Below are 20,073 nucleotides of genomic sequence, written 5' to 3'. Positions count from 1 at the left end.
GGATCGTAATCGCCACTACGCGGTCAACGGTTCAACGTTCGGTTCAACGTTCGGTCTTGCACGGGTGAGTGAAACAGACGATGCGAGACGGAATGCGCAACGCACTCCAGAGTGGTCCGTACTGGTGGCATCTGGTCGACGAACCGCAGGATATCCGTTGCGAGGAGGAGGCCGTAGCCCTCACTCGCAACTCGATGGGCGAGGCTGGTCCAGCCAAGCACAACTTTCGCTCGAGTTTCCACTAGCGTTCCTTTGCCAGGCTCTGTAAGCCGGCGCTCTTTCAGTACGTCGGAGGCGACCGAGACTGCCTGTTCGCGAAGAAATGCGGAGTCGCCGCGTTCGCCTGCACGATAGATACCATCCTTCAGCGCGCATCGACTCTGGCCGCGCACAGCACGTTCCGTTGCATTGGCTTCTACGCCGAACACACGCAGGTGCCGCGCGAATTCCTGCCGCCACTCCCTCAAGGTCGCCTTCTTGATGTGCAGCCGTTCGCCCTGCTCGCTAACGGCTTTGATCACTGCATGCACATGCGGGTGAGGCTCGTCCGTGTGCAGGACGAACGCATAGCGATGCTTGAACGCAAACTGCTCACGCAGAAAGCTCCTGGCCGCCGCAAACACAGCATCAGGTGAAGTGCCCGCGGGCATCGAGAGCATCAGCTTGTGAACGAGCTTGGGCGCCACTCGTCCCTGCCCCGGCGTCAGGTCCGACGTGTAGCGATGTTCATCGAGATCGAGATCCCAGTCTTCCAGCAACGTCGCACCCACATCACGGCCTTGCCGGAGTTGACCCTCGTCGGTCTCGACCGCAAGATCGCCGTAGCGGCCGATGTAGCCAAAATGCTTCCCCACCGATGTCAGGTTGTTGGACCCCTTCGAGAGCGCCTTGACGACCACCTCGGGAGCGCAATGGACTGTACGCGAAATCTGCGCGATCTCTGCTGGCGAGAGCCTATCGCGATGTCCCGGCCCGCGCCGAGCGTAGCTACGTAAGTCCAGGATCGGCCGGCCTTCGAGCAGGCTAACGTTCAGTTTCGACATGACCGATCTCCCATGTGTTGACGTTCGCCCGGATCAGCCCCTTCACGTTGTCACGCAGCGCTTCGCAGACCTTCAGGATCGCCCGCAGATCCTCTCGCGCAGGGCCAACGATTCGGTCACCAGTATTCGCCGCCCTTGCAATCTGGTAGAGGTTGCGGCCGATTGCACCCAACTCCGCGACGCTTCGCTTCAGGGCCAGTAGCTCGTCCTTGGGTATCGGCGCGAGGTTACGAAGGTGCGCGCGTAAAAGCACGGATACGTATGTGGCTGATGGCATTCCTCGCGCAGCCGCGCGTTCACGAAGCAGCAAACGATCGTCCGGTCTGAGCCGGACGTAGAGGCGCGCTCTGCCTCCATACTTTTTGTTGTAGTGATCCCTGCGGTCTCGGAATGGTTGTGGCTGTGGACTCGCGCTCGCTCCCGATTGCGCAAGCAGTGCGCGCTCGATCGCGCGGCGGAACCATATCGACTCGGTGACGTATTCGCGCTCCGCTGCGGCGCGGATGAGTGCCTTCGTCTCCGCGGGCACACGAGTTTTCAGAAACTGCGTCGCGTTCATCAGGCCACAAATGTGGCCCATTAACCGCCGCGAGGCTATCCTGCCTTTCGCGGAAAATTAGGCCGAAACTCGACGTTCGCTCTATCGGATTTCTTGCAAACTGCGCGCCACATTCCGTTGATTCCGCCGGAGCCGACCCACACCCCATCCGCCATCTGCTCGGCCCCGCGACCATTCAAAGCGAACTTCCCGCGGCCACGGCACCGCGGGAAGCTCTCACGATTCAGCTACCTCCCTCAGTTCGGAACGCCTTCAACGATCCGCCCATCTGCGAAGTGCTGTGCGCAGCGGTTGCCGACGCTACGGGCAGCGTCCTCTTCCACGGCCTGGAACAGGCTCTGAGGTACGACCAAGCCGAGCTTCTCGATCTTCTCCCGGTAGTAGTCGAGGTCGTCGCCGGTATTGAAGGGGTCATCTATCGAGGCGTACAGGAATGGTGAATGCCCTTGGCCGAGATCCGCTCCGATCCGCTCCACTTGGAGGAAGAACTCATTCAGCGGTCGGTCGTAACCCAACCGGACGCGTACGGCGCATCGAAGATCGCAATCGAAGAAATGGCGACTCATGACTCTCTCCTTCCGATCTGATGCAGGCGGACTTGCCTGCGGTCACGGGCCGCCGCACCGCACGGAGCGGTCAACCGAACGCTGACGGGATCGTGGAATAAATGGAGGGGACCCGCGCTTCGCGGGGAGGCGGCCGTTTATGCCGCGAAAGCCCGTCTGCGTTCGGTTGACGGCGAGTACGGTGTGGCACGCTGGAATAGCAGGCAGGTCCAGTCGTTCTTCTGGCATCGAAACTGCGACAGACGCAGATCGCGCGACACTCCGGCGTGCCACGCGACCTGCGTCGCTCGATCACTGTCGGTAGCGTTCCATCGCTGATCGCACCGTGCTGGCGAGACCGTGGTAGTCCCGATCCCTAAGCCACTGAAAGAGGCTGTCCAGCGCGACCGCCGGAGGTTCACTGAGACTCGCTTGCGCGACGCCCGCTACGGACGATCTGGGCCAAGAAGGATTGCGCTCAAGGTTCGCGAGCCGCTCCCGCACCAACGTGCAGTATTTCTGTTCGAGTTCGATGCCGAGATAGCGCCGCCCTGTGATGGCCGCCGCGATCAGCGTGCTGCCGGAGCCTGCGAAGGGATCTAGAACGAGCTGCCCGCGTTGCGTAAACGCCTCGATCAGTGGCGTGAGGATGCGTACCGCCTTCTGCGTCGGATGATCGGTGTTGCCCGAGTACACCCACGGCTGGATGTCATCGAGCGGCTCGTTCGGGATCGGCGGTCGGCCTTTCGCCAACAGGAACGCTTGCTCGTGACGGTACCGCAGGAAGCGCGCCCGCGACGCGTACTCCTTGACCCAGACGATGTGCCCGACGGGTTTGAACCCCGCTCGGCGCCAGGCGCGAAAGAATTCATCCACCAGTCCCCATCCGTAGAAGGAGATGCAGAAGGTGTCGGGCTTCAGGACACGATACAGGTCCGTGAATGCGCCAAGTATGCGGCTCGGATCATCATCATTCGCGACGGTGCGACCGATGCGATCCTGATAACGGACGCCGTATGGTGGATCGGTAACGATAAGGTCGACGTGTGCATCCGGCAGCTGTCGCAGTACACGTGTGCAATCACCTTGCAGGATTTCGTTGATCGGGAACATGGCAGATTCTCCATTGGGCATCGGCGGCTTGCCGACGCGTGCTCCCGATCACGGCGCGCGCAGCGGTCAATCGAAACGGGACGGGATCGTGGAATAAATGGAGGGGACCCGCGTCTTCGCGGGGTGGCGGCCGTTTATGCCGCGAAAGCCCGTCCCGTTTCGATTGACGGCGAGCACGGCGTGATACGCTGGCACTGCAGAGGTAAGCCGCCCCCTCTTCTATTCATCTTCTTCTCTTCCACCTCTTTCATGCTTCCGCCGAGCCCTGTTCGCCGCCGCCCAGTGATCCACCCGAGGTCGATCCAGTGAACCTGTGCTGAACAACAAAAAGGAAGAGGCTGCAGCTTTGGATGCCGCAGCCCCTTGCCTCACATCACATCGATCTCAAACGGTGAAGTGCAATCGCAGCACCGTAGAGTGCCTTGGCGTCATCCAGGATGGCGTCCACCTCCAGTACGGTGCCGATCGCGCCGTTGCACTCACCGCTCTCGATGAGTTGGTGACCTTCCGCGCTGCGTGCGGCGGCTACGGTGAGTAGCGCATGCAGAGCCTTGAGGTTCGCCGCGATTGCATTGACCTTTACCTCCGGCGATATGTTGTTGCTCATGACACATTCACCCACCGCATAACAACGAGCAGTGCCTCGTCATACGAGCCTGCACTCGTCACCTCCTTCATGAAGCCGTTGAGTTGCTCTTGGGTCGCCCCTGCCTTCATAAGAGCCCTGCGAACGCGCCCGATGATGGAAAACACATTGCCGTCCTCGCCGGAAAGCTGGACGTGTACATCCGGGAACCGAGGTGTTGTAGAAGTAGTCATGGTGGATCTCCTAGGGCGGGATTGCCCGCGCCTGCGGCATCACGACGCGCGCAGCGGTCAAGCGAGAGTCAACGGGACCGTGGAATAAATGGAGGGGACCCGCGTCTTCGCGGGGAGGCGCCGTTTATGCCGCGAAAGCCCGTTGCCTCTCGCTTGACGGCGAGCACGGCGTGATACGCTGGCAAGGCTAGGCAAACCGCCCTCTCTGCCTTGGCTGCTCGTACCACTACTGAGCCACAGAAAACGACCGCGGAAAAAAAGTGCGGAGTGGACACAGCGATGACTGACCGAGTGTCTTCAGCTATCTGGAAAACGTGCAGAAAGTCGATCTATCGCTCGTGCTCAGCGAAGCGCGCATTTTGGTCTTTCACGGGATCACGCGCTGGGACACGTATGCGGTCGAGTACAGTTGCCCTTGAAGGGAGAATTCTCAGATCAACCTGGCGCAGCGGATGCAGATCACTTCAAGCGACTCGTCGTAGTTCTGAAAATGGTGTGCCACAAGACGTAAAGGGCACGTCGGCAAGGTGAAGTTTGGTTTCCTCAACTGACAGAAGACATGCACTTGGGTCTCGTGCAACGCCTCTTCGATGAATCACACGTGTGCGAGTCGGAAAAGGCACTTACCTGCGCTCTCTAGTCGCTGGTGACTCTTACTCGTTCGAACTCATCGGGTCGGTTCATCCCGACGCCGCTTCGAGATCGGCGCGACAGACGGCGCAGTAGCAGCTGGCGACTTCTGGCGTAGATTGATATCCGGCAGCGGCTCGCCTCGCTGAACAGAGGCGGTGATCGCTTCGCGTACCATCTGGAGGAAGCGTACACGATCCTCAGGGTTCGCAATCCGCTGAGCAGCGAGTTGCTCCGCGGCGCGCAGGCTCAGAAATGCAGATCGCAGCTCCGGTCGCTGCCGCACAGCCTCGCGTGTATCGAGGTGCGCATCGCGTGCCAGGCGAGCACGCCGGGCACGCTCCGCCAAGAACTGCAGCTTTTCGACTTCCCATCTGGTGCGATGCGCATGATGCTCGCTCTGGGCGACGACGTTTCCTTGAGCATCGCGCTTCCGATCGACCAGGGTGACAGCTTCGCGGCCAGTGCGTCGAGCACCGACGAGGTCCCCTGCCTTGGGGATCGTTTCGCCAGCGTGGATCGCGCGCTCCAGATCCTTGCCCCAGAGAACTTTCACGCCCGCAGTCGTCACCAGTTTGGCGTAGTACGAGAGGTCTTGATCGGGCCGGAATTGGTAAGGAGCGCGACCATGCTCCTGCAGTCGGCCGATGATGAGCTGACTGGCGCGCCGTCCGACGGAACGTTGCGTGCTGCGAGTCGGTTGCCCGGCGCCCGCGCCGTTTCCCGAAGCTTGGGTGCGAGGGTCGCTGGTTTCTGAGCGTCGGCCGGCCTGATCGCCACGATTCGATTCATCACGAACCAGCGGGGGGTTCTTGGGCGTGTCAGGTCGTTCCGCCATTCGATGTTCTCGCCGTTGTCTCGGTCAGCGCGTCGGCGCAGCATCGCGCTCGGGAGCCGCCGGCGCGCTACGTGCGCGCGGCTGCCGACGCTGTACGGCCGTTTCCTTCAGTGGAACCGTCGCGAGCGGTTCACCGCGTGCGACGGAGTCGGCAAGCGCCGTGCGTACGGATGCGACGAACCGGCGCTGGTCCTCGGGATCGCGCAGGGTTTTCGCCGCGAGTTCGGCAGCATGCAACTGCAGGTAGGTCCCGAGTAGCTCGGGGTGCTGTTTCACGGCCGCCTGCCGATCGACATTCGGGTCGCGTAGCACGCGAGCGGCCTGCACACGCTCACGAAAGAAGTCGCGCTTCTCGACGATCCAGGCGTTTCGATGTGCGTCGTGCGCCTTCTCGCCGACGACTCGGCCTTCAGCATCATGCTCCGGCCGATAGACCTTCACCGTATCGCGACGCAGAGCGCGCACGCCGATCTCATCGCCAATCTGCGGGCGGGTGAGCGAGTCCTTGAGTGCGCGCTGCAGATCAACGCCCCAGATGTCGCGTTCGCCGTCCGGTGTCTCGATGCGAACGAAATACGATGTCGCGTTGCGAGGATCATGAAGATAAGGTGCCGCGCCGTGATCCACGAACCGTCCGATCTGCAACGTTCGCTGCCGCTCGCGAGGCGCAGGACTCTCTTTTGCTCGAGCATCGCCGTCACGGGGCGCAATGTGCGCGCCCCCGTCGCGCGACAGCAATGAACTGGGCGGTTGATCGGGCGCCGCTGATTGCCTAGCGGGCGCTTGCGCGCGCGCCAACGCGCGGACAAGGCGCCCCTGCTCGAACTCGGTCGGTGAGTAACCCCGAACATCCAAGTTTGCAAGCCGCGCGGCAAACCACGCTTCCTTCTTGAAGCGGTCGCTTCCGGAGAGGGTCACGTCGGACCATGCGCGGGCCTGGGCGATCGTGATCAGGCTCTTGATGACTTCGGAGTTCTCGCTCGGCGAAGTGAGGCGATTGCCGTGATCGGTGAATGCGCGGGCACCGTCCGGGAAGTGATATTTGTTGCCCACCTGGACGAAACGTTGCTTGATCTCGTCCGGCACGACGTGGGGATCTCTTGCAGGCTCTTGAACCCCTGAGCGCGTGCGGCTCGGTTCGGCGACGCGAATGCGGTCCTCGGCTCGAGGGTCCGACCGAAGCCGTCGCGGCGTGGGTCGAATCGAGTTCACCGAGTCGCGGTGCGGTTCCTGCGTCGTGCCGTTGCGTTCCTCCCGCGCTAGAGAGGGACTCGGCTCGACGGAGTTCCGCGCCCGCATGCGTCGCCGGTTTTCGGCGGCGCGAGCATCGTTATCCGATGGCGTGATCGGAGTGCTCCCGTTCGCGTCTTTCGGTGTCTTAGCCATAGAACCTCTCAACGCTCCCGCATGGTCGCCAGAAAGCTGTCCACTGCCCGGTGCAGTTCCTCACTCGTCAGGCGCTCACCCTCCGGCTTGTCCGGGATCTGCACTCGGCTCCAATCCACGGCGAAGTCATCGATCGTCAGCGAATCGATCCGTTCGAGATCTTCCATCGTTGCTTTGCGCGTGCGCGGCTTCCGCGGCTGATGCGGCTCACTCGGGGCAATGGACTGCTCGATGGAAGCCGAAACCTCGCCCCCAGACATGCGCACGGCGGCGCCCGCGAAGGGCGGCGTCTGCGGCGGCGCCGGCTGTGGGCTCGCTCGAGCCGGCGGCGGCAGCAGCCGCGCGCGAAGCCGCCTGTCCTGGAAATAGCGATTCTTCTTCGCGAGGATGGGCCGAAGCCCCTCGTACATGAGGATCTCCCGGTCGCGCCCGAGTTCTTTGATCTCCTGGGGCAACAGCAGTGGGCGCTTCTGTTCGCTGATGTTCACGCTTCGCGATCGGCTGCCGTGTCGGTCGAACAGGCCGAACAGCGGCTTCGATAAGCTCTTGACGCGCACTGTCGTATTGCCCAGCTCTTGCGAAAGCTCATTCGCTTCGCCGAAGTCCTTCGGCGCATACGCGATTCGCACGGCCAGGCTCTTCATCATCGTCTCGGCCGTCTGCGCGCCGTAGACATCGCGCAGCTGAGAGAGCGCCTGGACGACGAGCAGGATTCGGACATTGAAGCCCGGCAAGTAGGCGATGGACTCGGCGAGGATCGGAATCCGACCAATCGCCGGCGCCTCGTCCAGGATCATCGCAACCTGATGCGTCAGCGACGGATCGTGCTCCGGCAGGATCTTGGTTTGAAGTCCGATCGCCTGCTCGATGAACAGATTCAGCAGCGGCTTCAGCCGATGCAGGTCCGCCGGACGAATACCGATGTAGATGGACATGGGCCGCCGCCGCAACTCGCGCAGGTCGAAGTCATTGCGCGAGGTGGCACGATCAAGCAGCGGGTTGGCGAGCAGGTCGAGACGCGACGTGAAGGTCTTGCGGATGCTCGAGGCCGTCACCGGCGCCAGATCGATGACATCCGACAAGGCGCGTGCGCATGGGGGCGACAATGGAAAGCGTCCTCCCTGCCGGCCTTCGATAATCCGTTTCCAGTGATGACTGAACCCTTCGCTGTCGGAGGCCATACCCTGCCGCAGAACCTCGCCGAGCGTCGGCGGCAACGATGGCGTCTCGAGTACGTAGAGCGTGACGCCAAGAAAGAGCGATCGGGCACCGGCTGACCAGAACGGGTCCGTACCCGGGATGTCCGGGTAAAGGATCGCCGCGATGTGTTGGACATCATTGATCCGCAAGTTCGGGTCCTGAGAGACGTAGCTCAGGCAGTTCCAACACGCCGTGTTGCCGGCTTCGTTCAGCGGATCAAACAGGAACACGTCTTGTCCGCAGCGCTGGCGGTAGCCGGCGGTGATCGTCCAGTTCTCGAGCTTCAGATCGAGGCAGACGACCGATCCCGGCCACGTCAGCAGGTTCGGAATGACGATGGCGGTGCCCTTATCGGAGCGTGGCGGGGCCGACAACAGCACACCCTGTTGTCCTCCGAGAATCAGATCGCGACGTCCGATGCGGCCGAGATAAAACCCGCTCTCCGAAAAGAGCCCGGCGCGCCCGATCTCGCGCCTGCTCGCGAAGCGCGCATCACCGTGCAGCGAGCGCCTTCTTGGCAAGGCGACCGGGAGCGCCACCAATAATAGGACGGCGACACCCGCGGCAGAAGCGACCTTGAGCCGCACGTCTACACCGGAACGGTCGCCGAAGTAGTACGAATAGCGGGCGATCGTGAGCGGCGTCGCCGAGCGCGGATCCGCGCCGATCGACCATAGAAATGCGTAGCCTGCGAGATACTGCGACAAGACAAGTGCCGCCACGCCGATGCCGACGGCTTTCGCGAGGCGGCGGACGGCGCCCGATTTAGTGCGCGGCTGCCAGGTGGCTGCGCTTTCGAGCTGGGTCATACCAGACTTCCCGCACGTAGCGCTCGTGCCGTTCAACACCGAACTGCACGACCACGTCCACGAGCATGTAAAGCAGGCTCTTGATGTCCTCGCGTGCGAGGTCTCGTCCTCCGGGGCTTTCCTTGACGAGCAACATCAGCTGCTCGAAGGCGAGCTGCGCACTCGATGCGTGCACGCTCGTGATGCTGCCCGGGTGCCCAGAGTTCACGTTGCGCAGGTAGTAGTACGCCTCGTCACTGCGCAGCTCCGCCAGCAGAATGCGGTCGGGTCGTATGCGCAGACAACTTTCGAGCAACTGCTTCGGCGTGACACGTGCCTGGCCCTGCCCGTCCTTCGAGTAGTAGAGCCGCACGCTGTTCGCGTGCCGATCGAGCACGAGTTCCTTCGCATCTTCGATCGTCACGATTCGCTCATCGGATGGGATTTCGAGGATGAGACCCTTCGTGAAGGTCGTCTTGCCGCTTCCGGTGGCGCCGCTCACGATGATGTTCTTGCGCGCACACACGGCGACACGCAAGAACTCTTCGAATTCACGCGCCTGATGCAGCTGCAAAAGCTTCCGTTCGATCTCATCCAGCTCGCCGGATGCCGGAACGCAGCGTCTGAATAATCCACTCTGCGCGAGTTCGTGCACGCTCCAGACGCCGTCCGATGGCCGACGAATCGTGATCGCAACCGTGCCCGGCGTCGTCGCGGGCGGAAGTATTATCTGGATGCGCTCGCCGCTCGGGAGGGAGGCAGACAGGAGTGGCGACTCTTCGTCGATTCGCTGCGCGGTCGAGTTCGCGACCAGCTTGGCGAGCCGGCGGCACCAGTCGAGATCGGCGAACGGCAAGGCCTCGCGCTGCCAGCCGCGACGCGTTTCGATGAAAGCCTCACCCGGCCGGTTGATGCACAGTTCAGTCACGTCGGATCGTGTGAGGATTGGGCGCAGCGCGCGCAAGGTCAGCTCGAGCGCCGACGAGTCGGCACCGGCATTCGCACGAGCCGTGCCGCCGACTCCGGAAGCCGGCGCTGCCACCTGCAAGAATGGCTCAGTAGCTGAGTGCGGCAGGACGCAACTCATAGACGCTCCTGAAGTCGAGATCGCGCGCGACCAGCACGGCGATTCGGTCGCCGTGCGGCTTGGTCACAGTGGGTGGAATATTGATCGTGCTTCTGAGTACCTCCGTCATGATGTCGCTCGAGGTCGAGGGGTTCACGATCACGGTGTCGTCGCCGTTGCTCGATCGCTGGACGGCTGCCTGTACGGCACCGTCGATGACGGAGACGAGGATCGCGGCGCCAAACCGCTCCCAGAAATGACGGTTGACTTCGCCCGGCAGTCCCGCGCGTCCGAGCTCATCTGTACCAGGAGACGCGAGCGGCACCACAACGCCTTCGGGCGTCCTCGCTTCCGTCCAGAGCACGTACACCCGCGCGCTGCCGTGCCGAACGTCGCCGCGCGTCTCGCCGACGAGCTTGGTGCCGCGTTCCATTAGCACGACGCTGCCGTCGGCGCCGAATGTGTCGGTCGCGGTAACGCACGTCGTCATGCCGGGAAGCGATGAGTCGACTGCTGTCTCGAGTGTGCAATCGAGAAACGCACCTTTGGGAAGCAGCAGGCGCTGCGTCGGAAGCACCTTGGCTTGCACGGCTGGGGTGGCCGTGGGCTGCAGTAGTGCAGCAAGGGCACTGCCGCCACGCCCGGCGGACGGAACGTCCGCGCGCAGCCTTCTGCTATCGCCCGCGTATGCGGTATCAACGCCGCTCTGCTCACCCGCCGGCGCCGCATTTCTGGATGCGGTCACAAGGACAGGTCCCGACAAGCGGCGATCCACCGCACGGTGCTCAGGCGTGATCGATGGGGCTTGGACGTAACCCGACGACGCGGCGTATGGCGGGGTTTCATGCTGATGGAAGCGATCGAGCGCGAAGGTTGAGGTCGGGGGCACATCCGGCGGCGGACCGAGCACCTTCTCCACGACCGGCGGGTCGACGCGACCGAGCGGGGGCAACGCCATCTCGCCTTGCGTCTGCTGCCGCGACCTCGAGACCTGCACCGCCTCTGCACGTGACTGGCGTGCGAATGTCTGCGTGTAGTACCAAGCGAGGAAGCCCAGTGCGAGCACTGCCATGAGTCCCGCCGCGAGTACGCTGCTGATGCGACTTTGAAGCGAGCGCGTGCGATGAATCGATGCGACCCCGCGCTCGCCCGGTACGGTGTCCGCTTCGTTCTCCCGCCCCGCATCCGCTCGTGCTGTCTCCGCGTTCGCGTCAATCGAGCCAGCGCTTTGCATCGCCTCTCCGGCACGGTTCAAGTGAAAGCGGTCCCAGAAGCTCACGGGCGCGCTCCTTTACGCTCACGCCAAACACTCGGCGCAACCGTGCCGGACTCCAAGCGCTCTCCCGTGCCAACAAAGCCCTTGTTGACGACGCAGCCTGTCAACCGACCGCGGCGGATGATGAACTCCCGAGCAACGCGGTGAATGACGATATCGCCGTCATCGACGCTGAAGTTGAGCAGAGACTCGGACTCATCCTCACCGCGCACGAAGATCGCGGGCAGCTCCGTCTTGCTGTCGAACGTGAGCCGCGTATGAACACCGTCATCGAATGCCGCAACGGGCTTCACGGCTGGATGACCACAGAACCAGTAGTCGATATTGCGCGGACGGATCTCGCGTGCAGCTGCAAGATTCGACTCGACTTGTTCGGCGGGTGTCGGACCGGCAGGGATCGCGGGCGATGGCGGGTAGGTGAACCGCACCGCGTAGATCACTTCGTCATTCAGCGGATCCGGCCGGCGGTCCGCGACGGTGTAATCGAAGCGGTAAGCACGCCGGTTCGTGTACACGACGAAATTGGTCCCGACATTGGCAGCGCGGGGCTTCAGGACTACATGGTTCTCGTGCGCGCCGAACATGATGGCGTCCAGATCGCCGCCCGCGTGGCCGACGAACTGTTCGCCCTCCTGGAAAACCAGTTCAAGGCCGTAACCTACGAAGCCTTGGAGGTGATAGACCTCCTCATCGCGGTAGGTGGTCGTGCGGATGCGGGGATCGATCAAGCCCGGGGCCGGTACGCTTTCCGCGCGCGTCACATTGGCGCCGCCGAACAGCAGCAGTGCGAGCGCACAGCACGCGAGTGAGCGCCTCATGCTCACGGCGTTCTCCCTGGCAGCGCGGAAGCGGCGGTCGACATGATCGTGGGTGTGGTCTTCGGTCCTGGTTCAGTCACAACCTCCGGCTCTGGACGAAAGTCGATGATCCGAAATCCGAGCGGATTCCAGCGGCGCAGCTTGGGATCCTTCGACGGGTCACCGTAGGCGTACTGAATCGTTGCGATCCAATAGCTCTTCTGTTCTTCCGCCCCATCCGCGGCCCGCTTGGCTTTGATATAGCGGACTTGAGCAAGATCCGTGGTGCCGCCCGCGCGTGTAAAAAAGCTGATCGATGTGACTTGCGCGCGGATCGTGGTTCCATCCTTGTACACATTCAGCGGCGAGGCTGGGTTGCTGCGATTCCACTGCGCATACCACGCCTGATTCCGCTGCGGCGTGTGAAACCCGCCGCACTCCTCGTAGTCGCTCTCGGCGGTCGCATGAGTAAAGCGCTCGCACACGCTGACGTAGTGATCGAGGAAATAGCGCGTCACCGCTTCGGGCATGTCCGCCCGGCCGACGAACACCGGCACGACGTCTACAAGCCCGGACGTGTTGTCGACACGGATGAGGAACGGCTCGACGCGCTTTAAGGGCATCAGAAACATCAGAGCCGCTGCGATCATGATCGCGCAGAGCCAGCCGGCGCCCGCAACGGACCAGGCCACACGCAGCGTTCGCTTCGCCTGGGCCGATCGATCGGCATCCCAGGACGCCGCCTCGGCGAAGTAGGCATCAAGTGCGGTGTCTCTACTCACGATCCGACCTCGTTGCATCGGACTCCCTGCTGGCGACCGGTACGACCGCTTGCACCGCACGATGCATAGGTGTGTTGATCGGTTCCAGTCCTCCGTCACATCCAACAAGATCGCCGTGCGACGCGCAGCCCGAAAGCGTCACGATCACATACGCCACGACAAACGCTCTCATGCTGTACCCCGCTTGCGCATCACCGAGGACGAATCGTGTTCTCGCGCCAACCGCGCGTGAGACGCCCGACGCCGGCGCCGACACCACGACGAGCGTAGTGGCCGGCCTTCCTGCTCAACGAATCCCACCGCGTCGTCTCACGGTCCGCCAGGCCGCGCAAGAACTGCCCGCCACCGCGTGTCGCGGTACCGAACCCCCATGCGATTGCTGCACTCATAGCGCCGAAGGTCGAGAGCGCAAGTCCGCTGGCGAGGCCGGCCGCCATAGGCATGACCTGTCTCATCACAAGGAATGTGAGCCCCGCGGCCAAGCACAGTCTGACCGCGTGCGCGATCTGGATTCCGCCACCCGCGCTCGCCGCTTGCTGAGCAGCGGACGACAGAACGTTCAGCATGAGTGCTGCGACGAGCACGGTCAGAATGCTAATGAATGCGTAGTTCGCCATCTGCGCAATCCAGGACTCGAAGAAACGCTTCGTTGTCTCAAAGAAGAGGAGCGCAATGAAGAGCGGCCCGAGCGCGAGCAGGACTGATAATGCGATTCTCGATAACGTCAGCAGGAAGACCGTGTAGATGACGGTCAGTCCGACGATCAGATGGACGGCGAATCCGGCTAGGTAGTACGAGAAGTTGCCATCGAGGATCCCGCCCTTCTGAATTAGCAAGTAGCCGGCGTCGCCACCCCGAAGGAGGATGCCATCCACCGCTGAGACCGAGTCGTAACCGCCGATCGCTGCCGCCGCGAGCTGGGTGGGGGCGTTGAAAAAAGTATCGACGATGACTGGGTTGTAGAGCCACAGAGACAGGCTCGCGCCGAGAATCACGGCAAGCACGACAAGGCGTTTCACCCCGGTAATGAAGGGCTCTTCGATCTTCCCGACGAGGTGCAGGTATCCCCAGATCACGACGTACAGGATGGCGAGCGTCACGATCGTGGGCTCAAGCACCGCGGCCATCCTCGCCGTGTTGTCACTGATATAGGTGGCAAGGATCCTGGTCAGCCAGGCATTGAACTCGGCGAAGAAGCCCACTGGTATGTCTCCTGCTTACCTCGCCTCACGAGGCGGGCGGTCGGTGCCTTGGGGGCGGGATGAGCCGGTGGATGAATCGGTTTTCGCCGACCCTTCTTCCGCGTCCTTCAACAAGCCCATTGGCGGCAGGTCGCGAAGGTTCCCGATGTCTTCAATCTGCGCCGCCTGCTTCGCATTGATGCAATCGGGCGTCTTGCCCAGTGCACCGGGATCATTGGCGCATTCAGCTACTCTTGCCTCCCGCGCCTCCCGATTGGCGCGGTAGTACTCGACCGTCTGGTGCGTCGGCTCCGGCGACGGCGCACAGGCGGCGGCACTGATCGTGACAACGATCCCTAAACACCACCGTACGCCTTGTGCGCCGTGCCGAATGCGTCGAGTCGACTGTTGATTGGTAGTCATGTCAGAGCCCCATTGGAGGAAGGTCACGGAGAGAACCAATCGAGGCGATGGCCTGCTCGCGTACGCGCTGCTTGCGTGCCCACTCTTCGGCCTGCGCCGCCTGATACAGCACGCCAAGTTTCGTCGCCTCGTTCTGCAGCATTCCTTGCTCCGCCTGGATGCGCGCCTGCAGATCGAGAATCGCTTTCTGGTCGCCTGCTTGCGGAATGGCATCGATGAGCTGCTGGATCGATCCGAATCGGCGGCTGGTTGCGGACAGCGCCTCTCGCGTCAGCGCCTGCAGCATCGCGGCCGAGCGCCGTGCGGCCTCCAGTTGCGAGCGCTCCGCTGGTGACAGCGCTCCTATCTGCTGCGGCGTGAGGATCGCGTTGGCGTTGATGAGCCGCTGCAGCTCCGTGGCGAGTGTGCTGTAGCTCGCGCTGGCCTCATCGAGCACTGCTGCCAGCTCTTGCCAATCGGATGGCAGGTAGTTGCGTGCCGTTCCGGCGAGCAGCTGCTCCATACCGCGCCCGCCACGCATTGAGTCGAGTGTTACTCGCGCCTGCTGCAGCTGATCGCGCGTCGTCTCGAGCTGCTGTCGCATCGTATTGACCTGCTGGACGAGCTGCGCGATGGCGCCCACGTCGACCACAGCCCACTGCGCGTTCGCCACGGGTGTGATGCCGAGACTTAACACTATGGATATGAGTAACTGGCGGACCTTGAGCAATGTCATGGCAAGTACCTCCATCATCTCGTTAACCCAAGCAACCTCTTCAGCGCCGTTCAAACCGTTGCAGAAAGACGGGCAACCACTGTGCCGGCTCAGTCCCCACGGTCTGCATGATCTGATGCATCTGTTCGACCGTACTGCGGCGACCCGAGATCACCGCGAGCTCGCCATCGAATCCCTTAAGATCAAGCGCGCAGACGATGCTGTAATGCCCCTGCTTCACAAGGAACATCCGCGACCCGGGCTCGAGCTGCTCTTTGAGCAGTTTGAACTCGCGCTCGGTGAGGCCGAAGCCCTCGATGTAGTCCCGCGTGTCGGCGTCCGGATTCGGAAAGAACACCTTAGTCGCCGTCTGCTCGACGATGGTTCGCGCGATGCGGCTTTCGAGGACACCACGCGCCGTTTGCGTAGCCGCGCACAGCACGCCGTTCAACTTGCGCCAGGTCTTCGGCGCGTTGTCCGCGAAATTCTCGAAATCGGCATCGGCGAGCGCGTTCGAGAACTCGTCCACCCAGCACACGAGACGACGACCATCGAGTAGCTGTTCGACAAGATGGAAGAGATAACGGTTGAGAGGTCCGCGGATCAGCTCGTGCGTCAGAAAGTGCGTCACGTCGAACCCGATCGTGGTGTTGCCGGCCAACTGCGGCACGACAGAATCCATCGAGTTGTCGAACACCCAGGCGTATTCGCCACCGGCACTGTGACACCAACGCGCAAGGCGCGCGTGGATACCGTCGGCTCGCGTCGGATCCGTAAATTCGATCAGCCGGGACAACCGTCGTGCCGACCGCTCAAGCGCCAGTGTCCCGCGCAGCGCCTGATCGAGATCGGCCTGTTCGCGTGTGGTAAGCGGAGCGGAGCCGCGCGCAAGCATGCGAAGCCATGCTTTCAGGAATTCGACATTAGCCGCTGTAGGGTCGAGCTGCAGAGGGTTGAATCCCGTCGGCTCACCGGGCTTGAGCGGGAAATAGACACCACCGAGGGCGCACACGAGGATCTTCAGTCCTTGATCCTTATCGAACACGACCTGCGTCGTGCCTTGCCCCGCAAGCATCGAGATCATGAACCCGATAAACACGGTCTTGCCTGATCCCGTCGGACCGCAAACGAATGTGTGGCCCGTATCTTTGCGACTGCCGCCCTCGGGATCCCGCGGATCTGACGCATGGAGGCTGAAGTAGTACGGTGATCGTGCGCTCGTGACCAGAAGCGCGAGCGCATCACCCCAGTGATTGCCCGTGGCGCGACCGACGGGATAGTTGTGGAACGGGGTCATCGCCGCGAAGTTGCGCGAGCTGATTGGCGCCTTGCGTGGCCGTAAATTGAAGCAACCGGGTAGCTGAGCCCAGAATGCAGCCTCAAGGGCAAGGTCCTCACGTGCGATGGCCATGCCGCAGTCCGCGAGCATGGCTCGGGCAAGTGCGACGTCGTCGTTGAGACGTTTCAGGAGGCTCGTGTCCGCACCCGAGCGCGCCGCCGACACCGGTGTGAGGACCTGCAACGTGAAGTGATGATCCCCCACCACGAATTCATTGGCGGTCAGCGCATCGAGCGCCTCCTTGAGTTCCTCCGCCTGGCTGACCGCGAAATCGCCGGCATTCGCCATGCGGTTGTACTGCCGTTGCAGCAATCCCTGTGCGGTACCTTTTGTCAGGAATGAGAAGGATTGTGTGAACACGAATTCGAACGGTGCCGACAGCAAGGCGTTGCACATGCCGACACTGGTCGGCGTCGGGTATTCCTTGATGCCGAGGAACGCTCCCAGCCGCGTCTCGCTGGGGAGGCGATACTCGATCACCTCGCTGCCGAAGAGCGGTCGGGTAGTGGCGAGCACTTCATTCAGGGGGGCGCGCGGCAAGGGCATGGCCTGCCACTCACCGTTGACGAGCACACCGAAGAACTCCAGCAGCCTCGAGAAGCATCGCTCATTGGAGTTGTAGACACTCAGGCGCTCGGGCTCATAGCGAGCGAGCGACGCGGCGACGGTCTGGCCGAGCTTCTCGCAGGCATCGATCGCATCGGCAAGACCGACGTTCTCTCCGCCGCACGCCGTGCGGGACAGGAGTTTTGCGGCTGCCCCAGTGGTCGCTCCCGTGACGGGGCGATATACGACGGATAGGTACAGCTCGTTAACCATGAGAGTCTCACCGGCGAGGCGCTCGCGGTACTTTCGCGCGAGCGTTCCAGCGAAACCGGTAGCGGTCGTTTCGCCGGAAGCGCTGCGCCCGCGGCGGCGGAGCACGTGCATCCAAAGCGCGACGTTCGGACTCGCGATGTTCCGCCACGTCACATTGAGCCGCTCGTGCCAATTATTGAGCTCCTCGTCGTCCGCACTCTCGAAGCTCGCGCCAGCGAGACGAAACACCTGCGCGTAGTCGCCAGCTTGTGTCTGCACGAGGCTCTCGGACACGTGCGCCGTGTAAGGAATCTGTCGTGCAGCGGGCAATTCGCGGCGGCTCGCCGCCAGACGATTTAGACCCGCCATCGCCGTGCTCCGATTGCGTTTATCTGTACACGCACCGTGACCACCGCCCTGCGCCTGCCGTAGATGTCGGGTAAGTCCAGTACCAGCGGGCTATGGCTCGCGGCATGCCAGAGCCTCGCGGTGCCCAGATAGGCTGGCAGGCGGGTCCGAACCCAGAGCAGCATCAGATGAAAGAAGCGGGCGTCACGTGCACAGAGCAATGCGCAGACGCCGTGAATAGGAATCGCGATCAGCAGCGTCAGGAGATTCTTGGTCATCACAAACACTTCCATCGTGACGACCAGGTTCAAGAGCAGCGCCTCGTAGGCCACACCCCAACGCATCGGCGGGCGCGTGATACCGACGAACAATGGATCAGCCGTGAGCCCTGTGTTCCGCTCGCTCATGTCAGCGCTCCTATACCCCGAACATCCCGCGAATCCACGCAACGATCTGCGGTGAGCCGAAGATCGCGGCGATTCCGACGATGGCGCCGACCACCCAACCCCAGCTGATACGCCCCACTGCTGCGGCAATGGCGGCGCCGATCACGACGAGAATGGCGATGGGCGTAGCAATCGCCAGCGCGAACGTGACGAGCGAGTTCGCTCCCGTGTCGAAGGGTGACTGCTGCGCAAAGGCGAGCATCGGAACTGCGACGAGGACGACAACCGCCGCCTTTCGCACCATCGCTGTATCGATCTGTCTCACGTTCGCATCCCATTCGGTTTTTTCTGGGGGACGCTAGAGAAACATCGCAGCGACTCTTGGTGAGAGCACGGTTTCGCGGAAAATTCGGCCGATACTTTGGGAAAAATTGGATCTGTTCAGCCGATTTTTCGGCGAAACTTGCCGCTCGGATAAACGGCCAGACAACGCCTCGGCTGTTCGCTGACCGAGTCATACGAATCTGCCGTTGAGCAGTGGAAGCAATTCGCCGCCGATCAGTTGCGCACCATGCAGATGGATCTCGTGCAGCGCTTCCTCGTCGCTGTCGTGCGCCGCTGCCAGGAGCTTGCCCCAGAACGCCGGAAAATCCTCCCAACGTGGCCGTAGGTGGGGGCTGTGCCGAGTGGCGATGCGCTCTACATCCTGAGGACCGAGCCCGGCGATGACCGCGCTCACCGAGGGCGTCATGCCGAGCAGGATGCTTGCCGCGCCACGGTCGAACGCGACGGTACTCCAGGCAAGCATCAGCGTCTCGCGCATGAGTTCGCCAGCGATCTTTCCAGGGAAGGCCGCGTGCAGAACCATCTTTCTCCGATGATTCGAGCGAAGATCCCTGGCCGATCGCCACCAATCAGCGTCTTGGAACTCTACATCCAGCAGCAGGAATGGTGCGCGCGCCGCACGCTTCCGCGCGGTCACGGTCAGGCTGCGCCAGAGGCTTCGGTGTTGACTGACGATGGCGGTGGTGGCGGGATGCCGTTCCGGGCGCGCGAGTTCAATGAATAGTTCAAGGCATCGTTCGTTCAGCGCATAAACTCGCGTCAGCGCCTGCGCGGCCTTCCCCGCGAACTCGGACGGACCTGGGGTGTATGGGGGTTCATCAAGGATTGGGTTCGACATGACTTGCCTCTATCCATCCATGCATCAGAACAGTTCCTGCTGAGACGCCTCTCCTATTCCTGAGAAAGAATTTCTTGGCTCTGTCGGCACTGCCGCATCCGCCATACCCTGACAATGGGAGCAAAGGCGGCGGCGTGCCTCAAGCAGATCCGCGAGAGTTACAGCTTCACAGTGGTTGCAGCGTGAAAGCGCAATGGTGTCGGCTTGCTCAAGGCCCCGAACAAGCAGGACCAGATGCTCGAGGTCAAGCGCGGACTTCGGAAAGCATGCGAGATACGATTCGAAGGCTGCGCACAGCCGCTCGCCTAGCTCGACGGGTGTCATCTTTCGCACCGCCTTGTCGTTCGCGATTCCTACGCTCTCCAGCACTCTCCAATGTACGGCTAGCGCGGCTGCTTCCTCGCGCTTACGCAGCGTAGATAGGAACACAGCGAACGATGTTGGCGGTGGTCCACGATGACGCATTTCGCCAGTAACGCGCCAACGCTGCCGCAGCGTCGCGAGTTGGTGCCGCGAAAGACCCGTAAGGAGGAAGATCGTCTGTGTGCGCGCTCGATGAGCGACCAGGCGACGGGCGAGTTGCCGCCGCCGTAGCTCCTGATCGATAGGCTCCGTCCTCACGGGTATATCCACGTTCCTCTCCCGATTCCTTGTAAACCGCGCGGCAGCGCGGTACGCATACAGGAATATCCGGAGAAATCGACCGCGACAATTACCTGATCAGGCCAATTGACAACCGGCCGCACAGATACGATCTAACCCAGTCGGCTTGCTCGCTGACCTTAGATCAGACTGCCCCCGCGCGTCGCATACTTCGGAATTCCCTATTTGAGGAGGGCAACGCTGGTCCATATGATGGCGACCCGTGCATGGGACATT

The 20,073-nt window shown here is 62.2% G+C and carries 20 protein-coding genes and 1 pseudogene; 1 reads left to right on the top strand and 20 read right to left on the bottom strand.

Features of this window, described 5'->3' with window-relative positions; genetic code table 11:
• Window positions 1-23: 23 nt before the first annotated feature.
• The 20 genes and pseudogenes from HNQ60_RS19380 to HNQ60_RS19285 form a co-directional block, all read right to left on the bottom strand.
• Window positions 24-1,043: a relaxase/mobilization nuclease domain-containing protein gene (locus HNQ60_RS19380; RefSeq protein WP_184334396.1), complete on the bottom strand. Its 1,020-nt coding sequence runs from the start codon at window positions 1,041-1,043 to the stop codon at window positions 24-26.
• Window positions 1,024-1,320 carry a hypothetical protein gene (locus HNQ60_RS19375; RefSeq protein ID WP_184334395.1) on the bottom strand — a complete coding sequence of 99 codons (297 nt, stop codon included), beginning with the start codon at window positions 1,318-1,320 and terminating at the stop codon, window positions 1,024-1,026. The genes HNQ60_RS19380 and HNQ60_RS19375 overlap by 20 nt, the downstream gene beginning before the upstream one ends.
• A gap of 518 nt (window positions 1,321-1,838) precedes the next feature.
• Entirely contained in the window at window positions 1,839-2,168 is a 330-nt protein-coding gene (locus tag HNQ60_RS19370; RefSeq protein WP_184334394.1) for a hypothetical protein, read from the bottom strand.
• Window positions 2,169-2,597: 429 nt separating this feature from the next.
• Window positions 2,598-3,251, bottom strand: a pseudogene (locus HNQ60_RS19365) (DNA methyltransferase); the annotation flags it as partial.
• Between the two features lie 382 nt (window positions 3,252-3,633).
• Window positions 3,634-3,867, bottom strand: coding sequence for a hypothetical protein (locus HNQ60_RS19360; protein ID WP_184334393.1), 234 nt, complete (start codon window positions 3,865-3,867; stop codon window positions 3,634-3,636).
• Window positions 3,864-4,079 (bottom strand): hypothetical protein, encoded by a 216-nt coding sequence (locus HNQ60_RS19355; RefSeq protein WP_184334392.1) that lies wholly within the window; start codon window positions 4,077-4,079, stop codon window positions 3,864-3,866. Before HNQ60_RS19355 ends, HNQ60_RS19360 begins: the two co-directional genes overlap by 4 nt.
• A gap of 667 nt (window positions 4,080-4,746) precedes the next feature.
• On the bottom strand, window positions 4,747-5,547 hold the full coding sequence (locus HNQ60_RS19350) for a hypothetical protein (RefSeq protein ID WP_184334391.1): 801 nt from the start codon (window positions 5,545-5,547) through the stop codon (window positions 4,747-4,749).
• Window positions 5,548-5,571: 24 nt separating this feature from the next.
• A complete protein-coding gene (locus HNQ60_RS19345) occupies window positions 5,572-6,633 on the bottom strand; it encodes an LPD7 domain-containing protein (protein WP_184334390.1) in 1,062 nt (353 codons plus the stop codon).
• A gap of 308 nt (window positions 6,634-6,941) precedes the next feature.
• Entirely contained in the window at window positions 6,942-8,942 is a 2,001-nt protein-coding gene (locus tag HNQ60_RS19340; protein ID WP_184334389.1) for a type IV secretory system conjugative DNA transfer family protein, read from the bottom strand.
• The gene (gene virB11 / locus HNQ60_RS19335) at window positions 8,899-9,849 is read right to left on the bottom strand and encodes a P-type DNA transfer ATPase VirB11 (protein WP_322096888.1); all 951 of its coding nucleotides are present in this window, start codon (window positions 9,847-9,849) and stop codon (window positions 8,899-8,901) included. The genes HNQ60_RS19340 and virB11 overlap by 44 nt, the downstream gene beginning before the upstream one ends.
• A 127-nt stretch (window positions 9,850-9,976) precedes the next feature.
• Complete coding sequence (gene virB10, locus HNQ60_RS19330) at window positions 9,977-11,221, bottom strand: type IV secretion system protein VirB10 (protein ID WP_184334387.1); 1,245 nt, start codon at window positions 11,219-11,221, stop codon at window positions 9,977-9,979.
• A 41-nt stretch (window positions 11,222-11,262) separates the two neighbouring features.
• Window positions 11,263-12,081, bottom strand: coding sequence for a TrbG/VirB9 family P-type conjugative transfer protein (locus tag HNQ60_RS19325; RefSeq protein ID WP_246433724.1), 819 nt, complete (start codon window positions 12,079-12,081; stop codon window positions 11,263-11,265).
• 2 nt (window positions 12,082-12,083) lie between these two features.
• Complete coding sequence (locus tag HNQ60_RS19320) at window positions 12,084-12,842, bottom strand: virB8 family protein (protein ID WP_184334385.1); 759 nt, start codon at window positions 12,840-12,842, stop codon at window positions 12,084-12,086.
• Between the two features lie 191 nt (window positions 12,843-13,033).
• Window positions 13,034-14,044: a type IV secretion system protein gene (locus HNQ60_RS19315; RefSeq protein ID WP_184334384.1), complete on the bottom strand. Its 1,011-nt coding sequence runs from the start codon at window positions 14,042-14,044 to the stop codon at window positions 13,034-13,036.
• A gap of 15 nt (window positions 14,045-14,059) precedes the next feature.
• Window positions 14,060-14,446 (bottom strand): EexN family lipoprotein, encoded by a 387-nt coding sequence (locus HNQ60_RS19310; protein ID WP_184334383.1) that lies wholly within the window; start codon window positions 14,444-14,446, stop codon window positions 14,060-14,062.
• Window position 14,447: 1 nt separating this feature from the next.
• On the bottom strand, window positions 14,448-15,161 hold the full coding sequence (locus HNQ60_RS19305; protein ID WP_184334382.1) for a type IV secretion system protein: 714 nt from the start codon (window positions 15,159-15,161) through the stop codon (window positions 14,448-14,450).
• 40 nt (window positions 15,162-15,201) lie between these two features.
• Window positions 15,202-17,646 carry a VirB4 family type IV secretion/conjugal transfer ATPase gene (locus HNQ60_RS19300; RefSeq protein ID WP_184334381.1) on the bottom strand — a complete coding sequence of 815 codons (2,445 nt, stop codon included), beginning with the start codon at window positions 17,644-17,646 and terminating at the stop codon, window positions 15,202-15,204.
• Window positions 17,634-18,032 (bottom strand): type IV secretion system protein VirB3, encoded by a 399-nt coding sequence (locus HNQ60_RS19295; RefSeq protein WP_184334380.1) that lies wholly within the window; start codon window positions 18,030-18,032, stop codon window positions 17,634-17,636. The genes HNQ60_RS19300 and HNQ60_RS19295 overlap by 13 nt, the downstream gene beginning before the upstream one ends.
• A gap of 10 nt (window positions 18,033-18,042) precedes the next feature.
• Window positions 18,043-18,336 carry a TrbC/VirB2 family protein gene (locus HNQ60_RS19290; RefSeq protein WP_184334379.1) on the bottom strand — a complete coding sequence of 98 codons (294 nt, stop codon included), beginning with the start codon at window positions 18,334-18,336 and terminating at the stop codon, window positions 18,043-18,045.
• Between the two features lie 189 nt (window positions 18,337-18,525).
• On the bottom strand, window positions 18,526-19,194 hold the full coding sequence (locus HNQ60_RS19285) for a hypothetical protein (RefSeq protein WP_184334378.1): 669 nt from the start codon (window positions 19,192-19,194) through the stop codon (window positions 18,526-18,528).
• 456 nt (window positions 19,195-19,650) lie between these two features.
• Between HNQ60_RS19285 and HNQ60_RS27645 the strand changes: the two genes are divergently transcribed.
• The gene (locus tag HNQ60_RS27645; protein ID WP_246433675.1) at window positions 19,651-19,788 is read left to right on the top strand and encodes a hypothetical protein; all 138 of its coding nucleotides are present in this window, start codon (window positions 19,651-19,653) and stop codon (window positions 19,786-19,788) included.
• The last annotated feature ends 285 nt before the right edge of the window (window positions 19,789-20,073 follow it).

The sequence above is a fragment of the Povalibacter uvarum genome, assembly GCF_014202975.1.
Classification (GTDB): Bacteria; Pseudomonadota; Gammaproteobacteria; order Steroidobacterales; family Steroidobacteraceae; genus Steroidobacter; species Steroidobacter uvarum.
The sequence above is the reverse complement of the archived record's forward strand: the minus strand, read 5'-3'. Positions and strand labels throughout refer to the sequence as shown.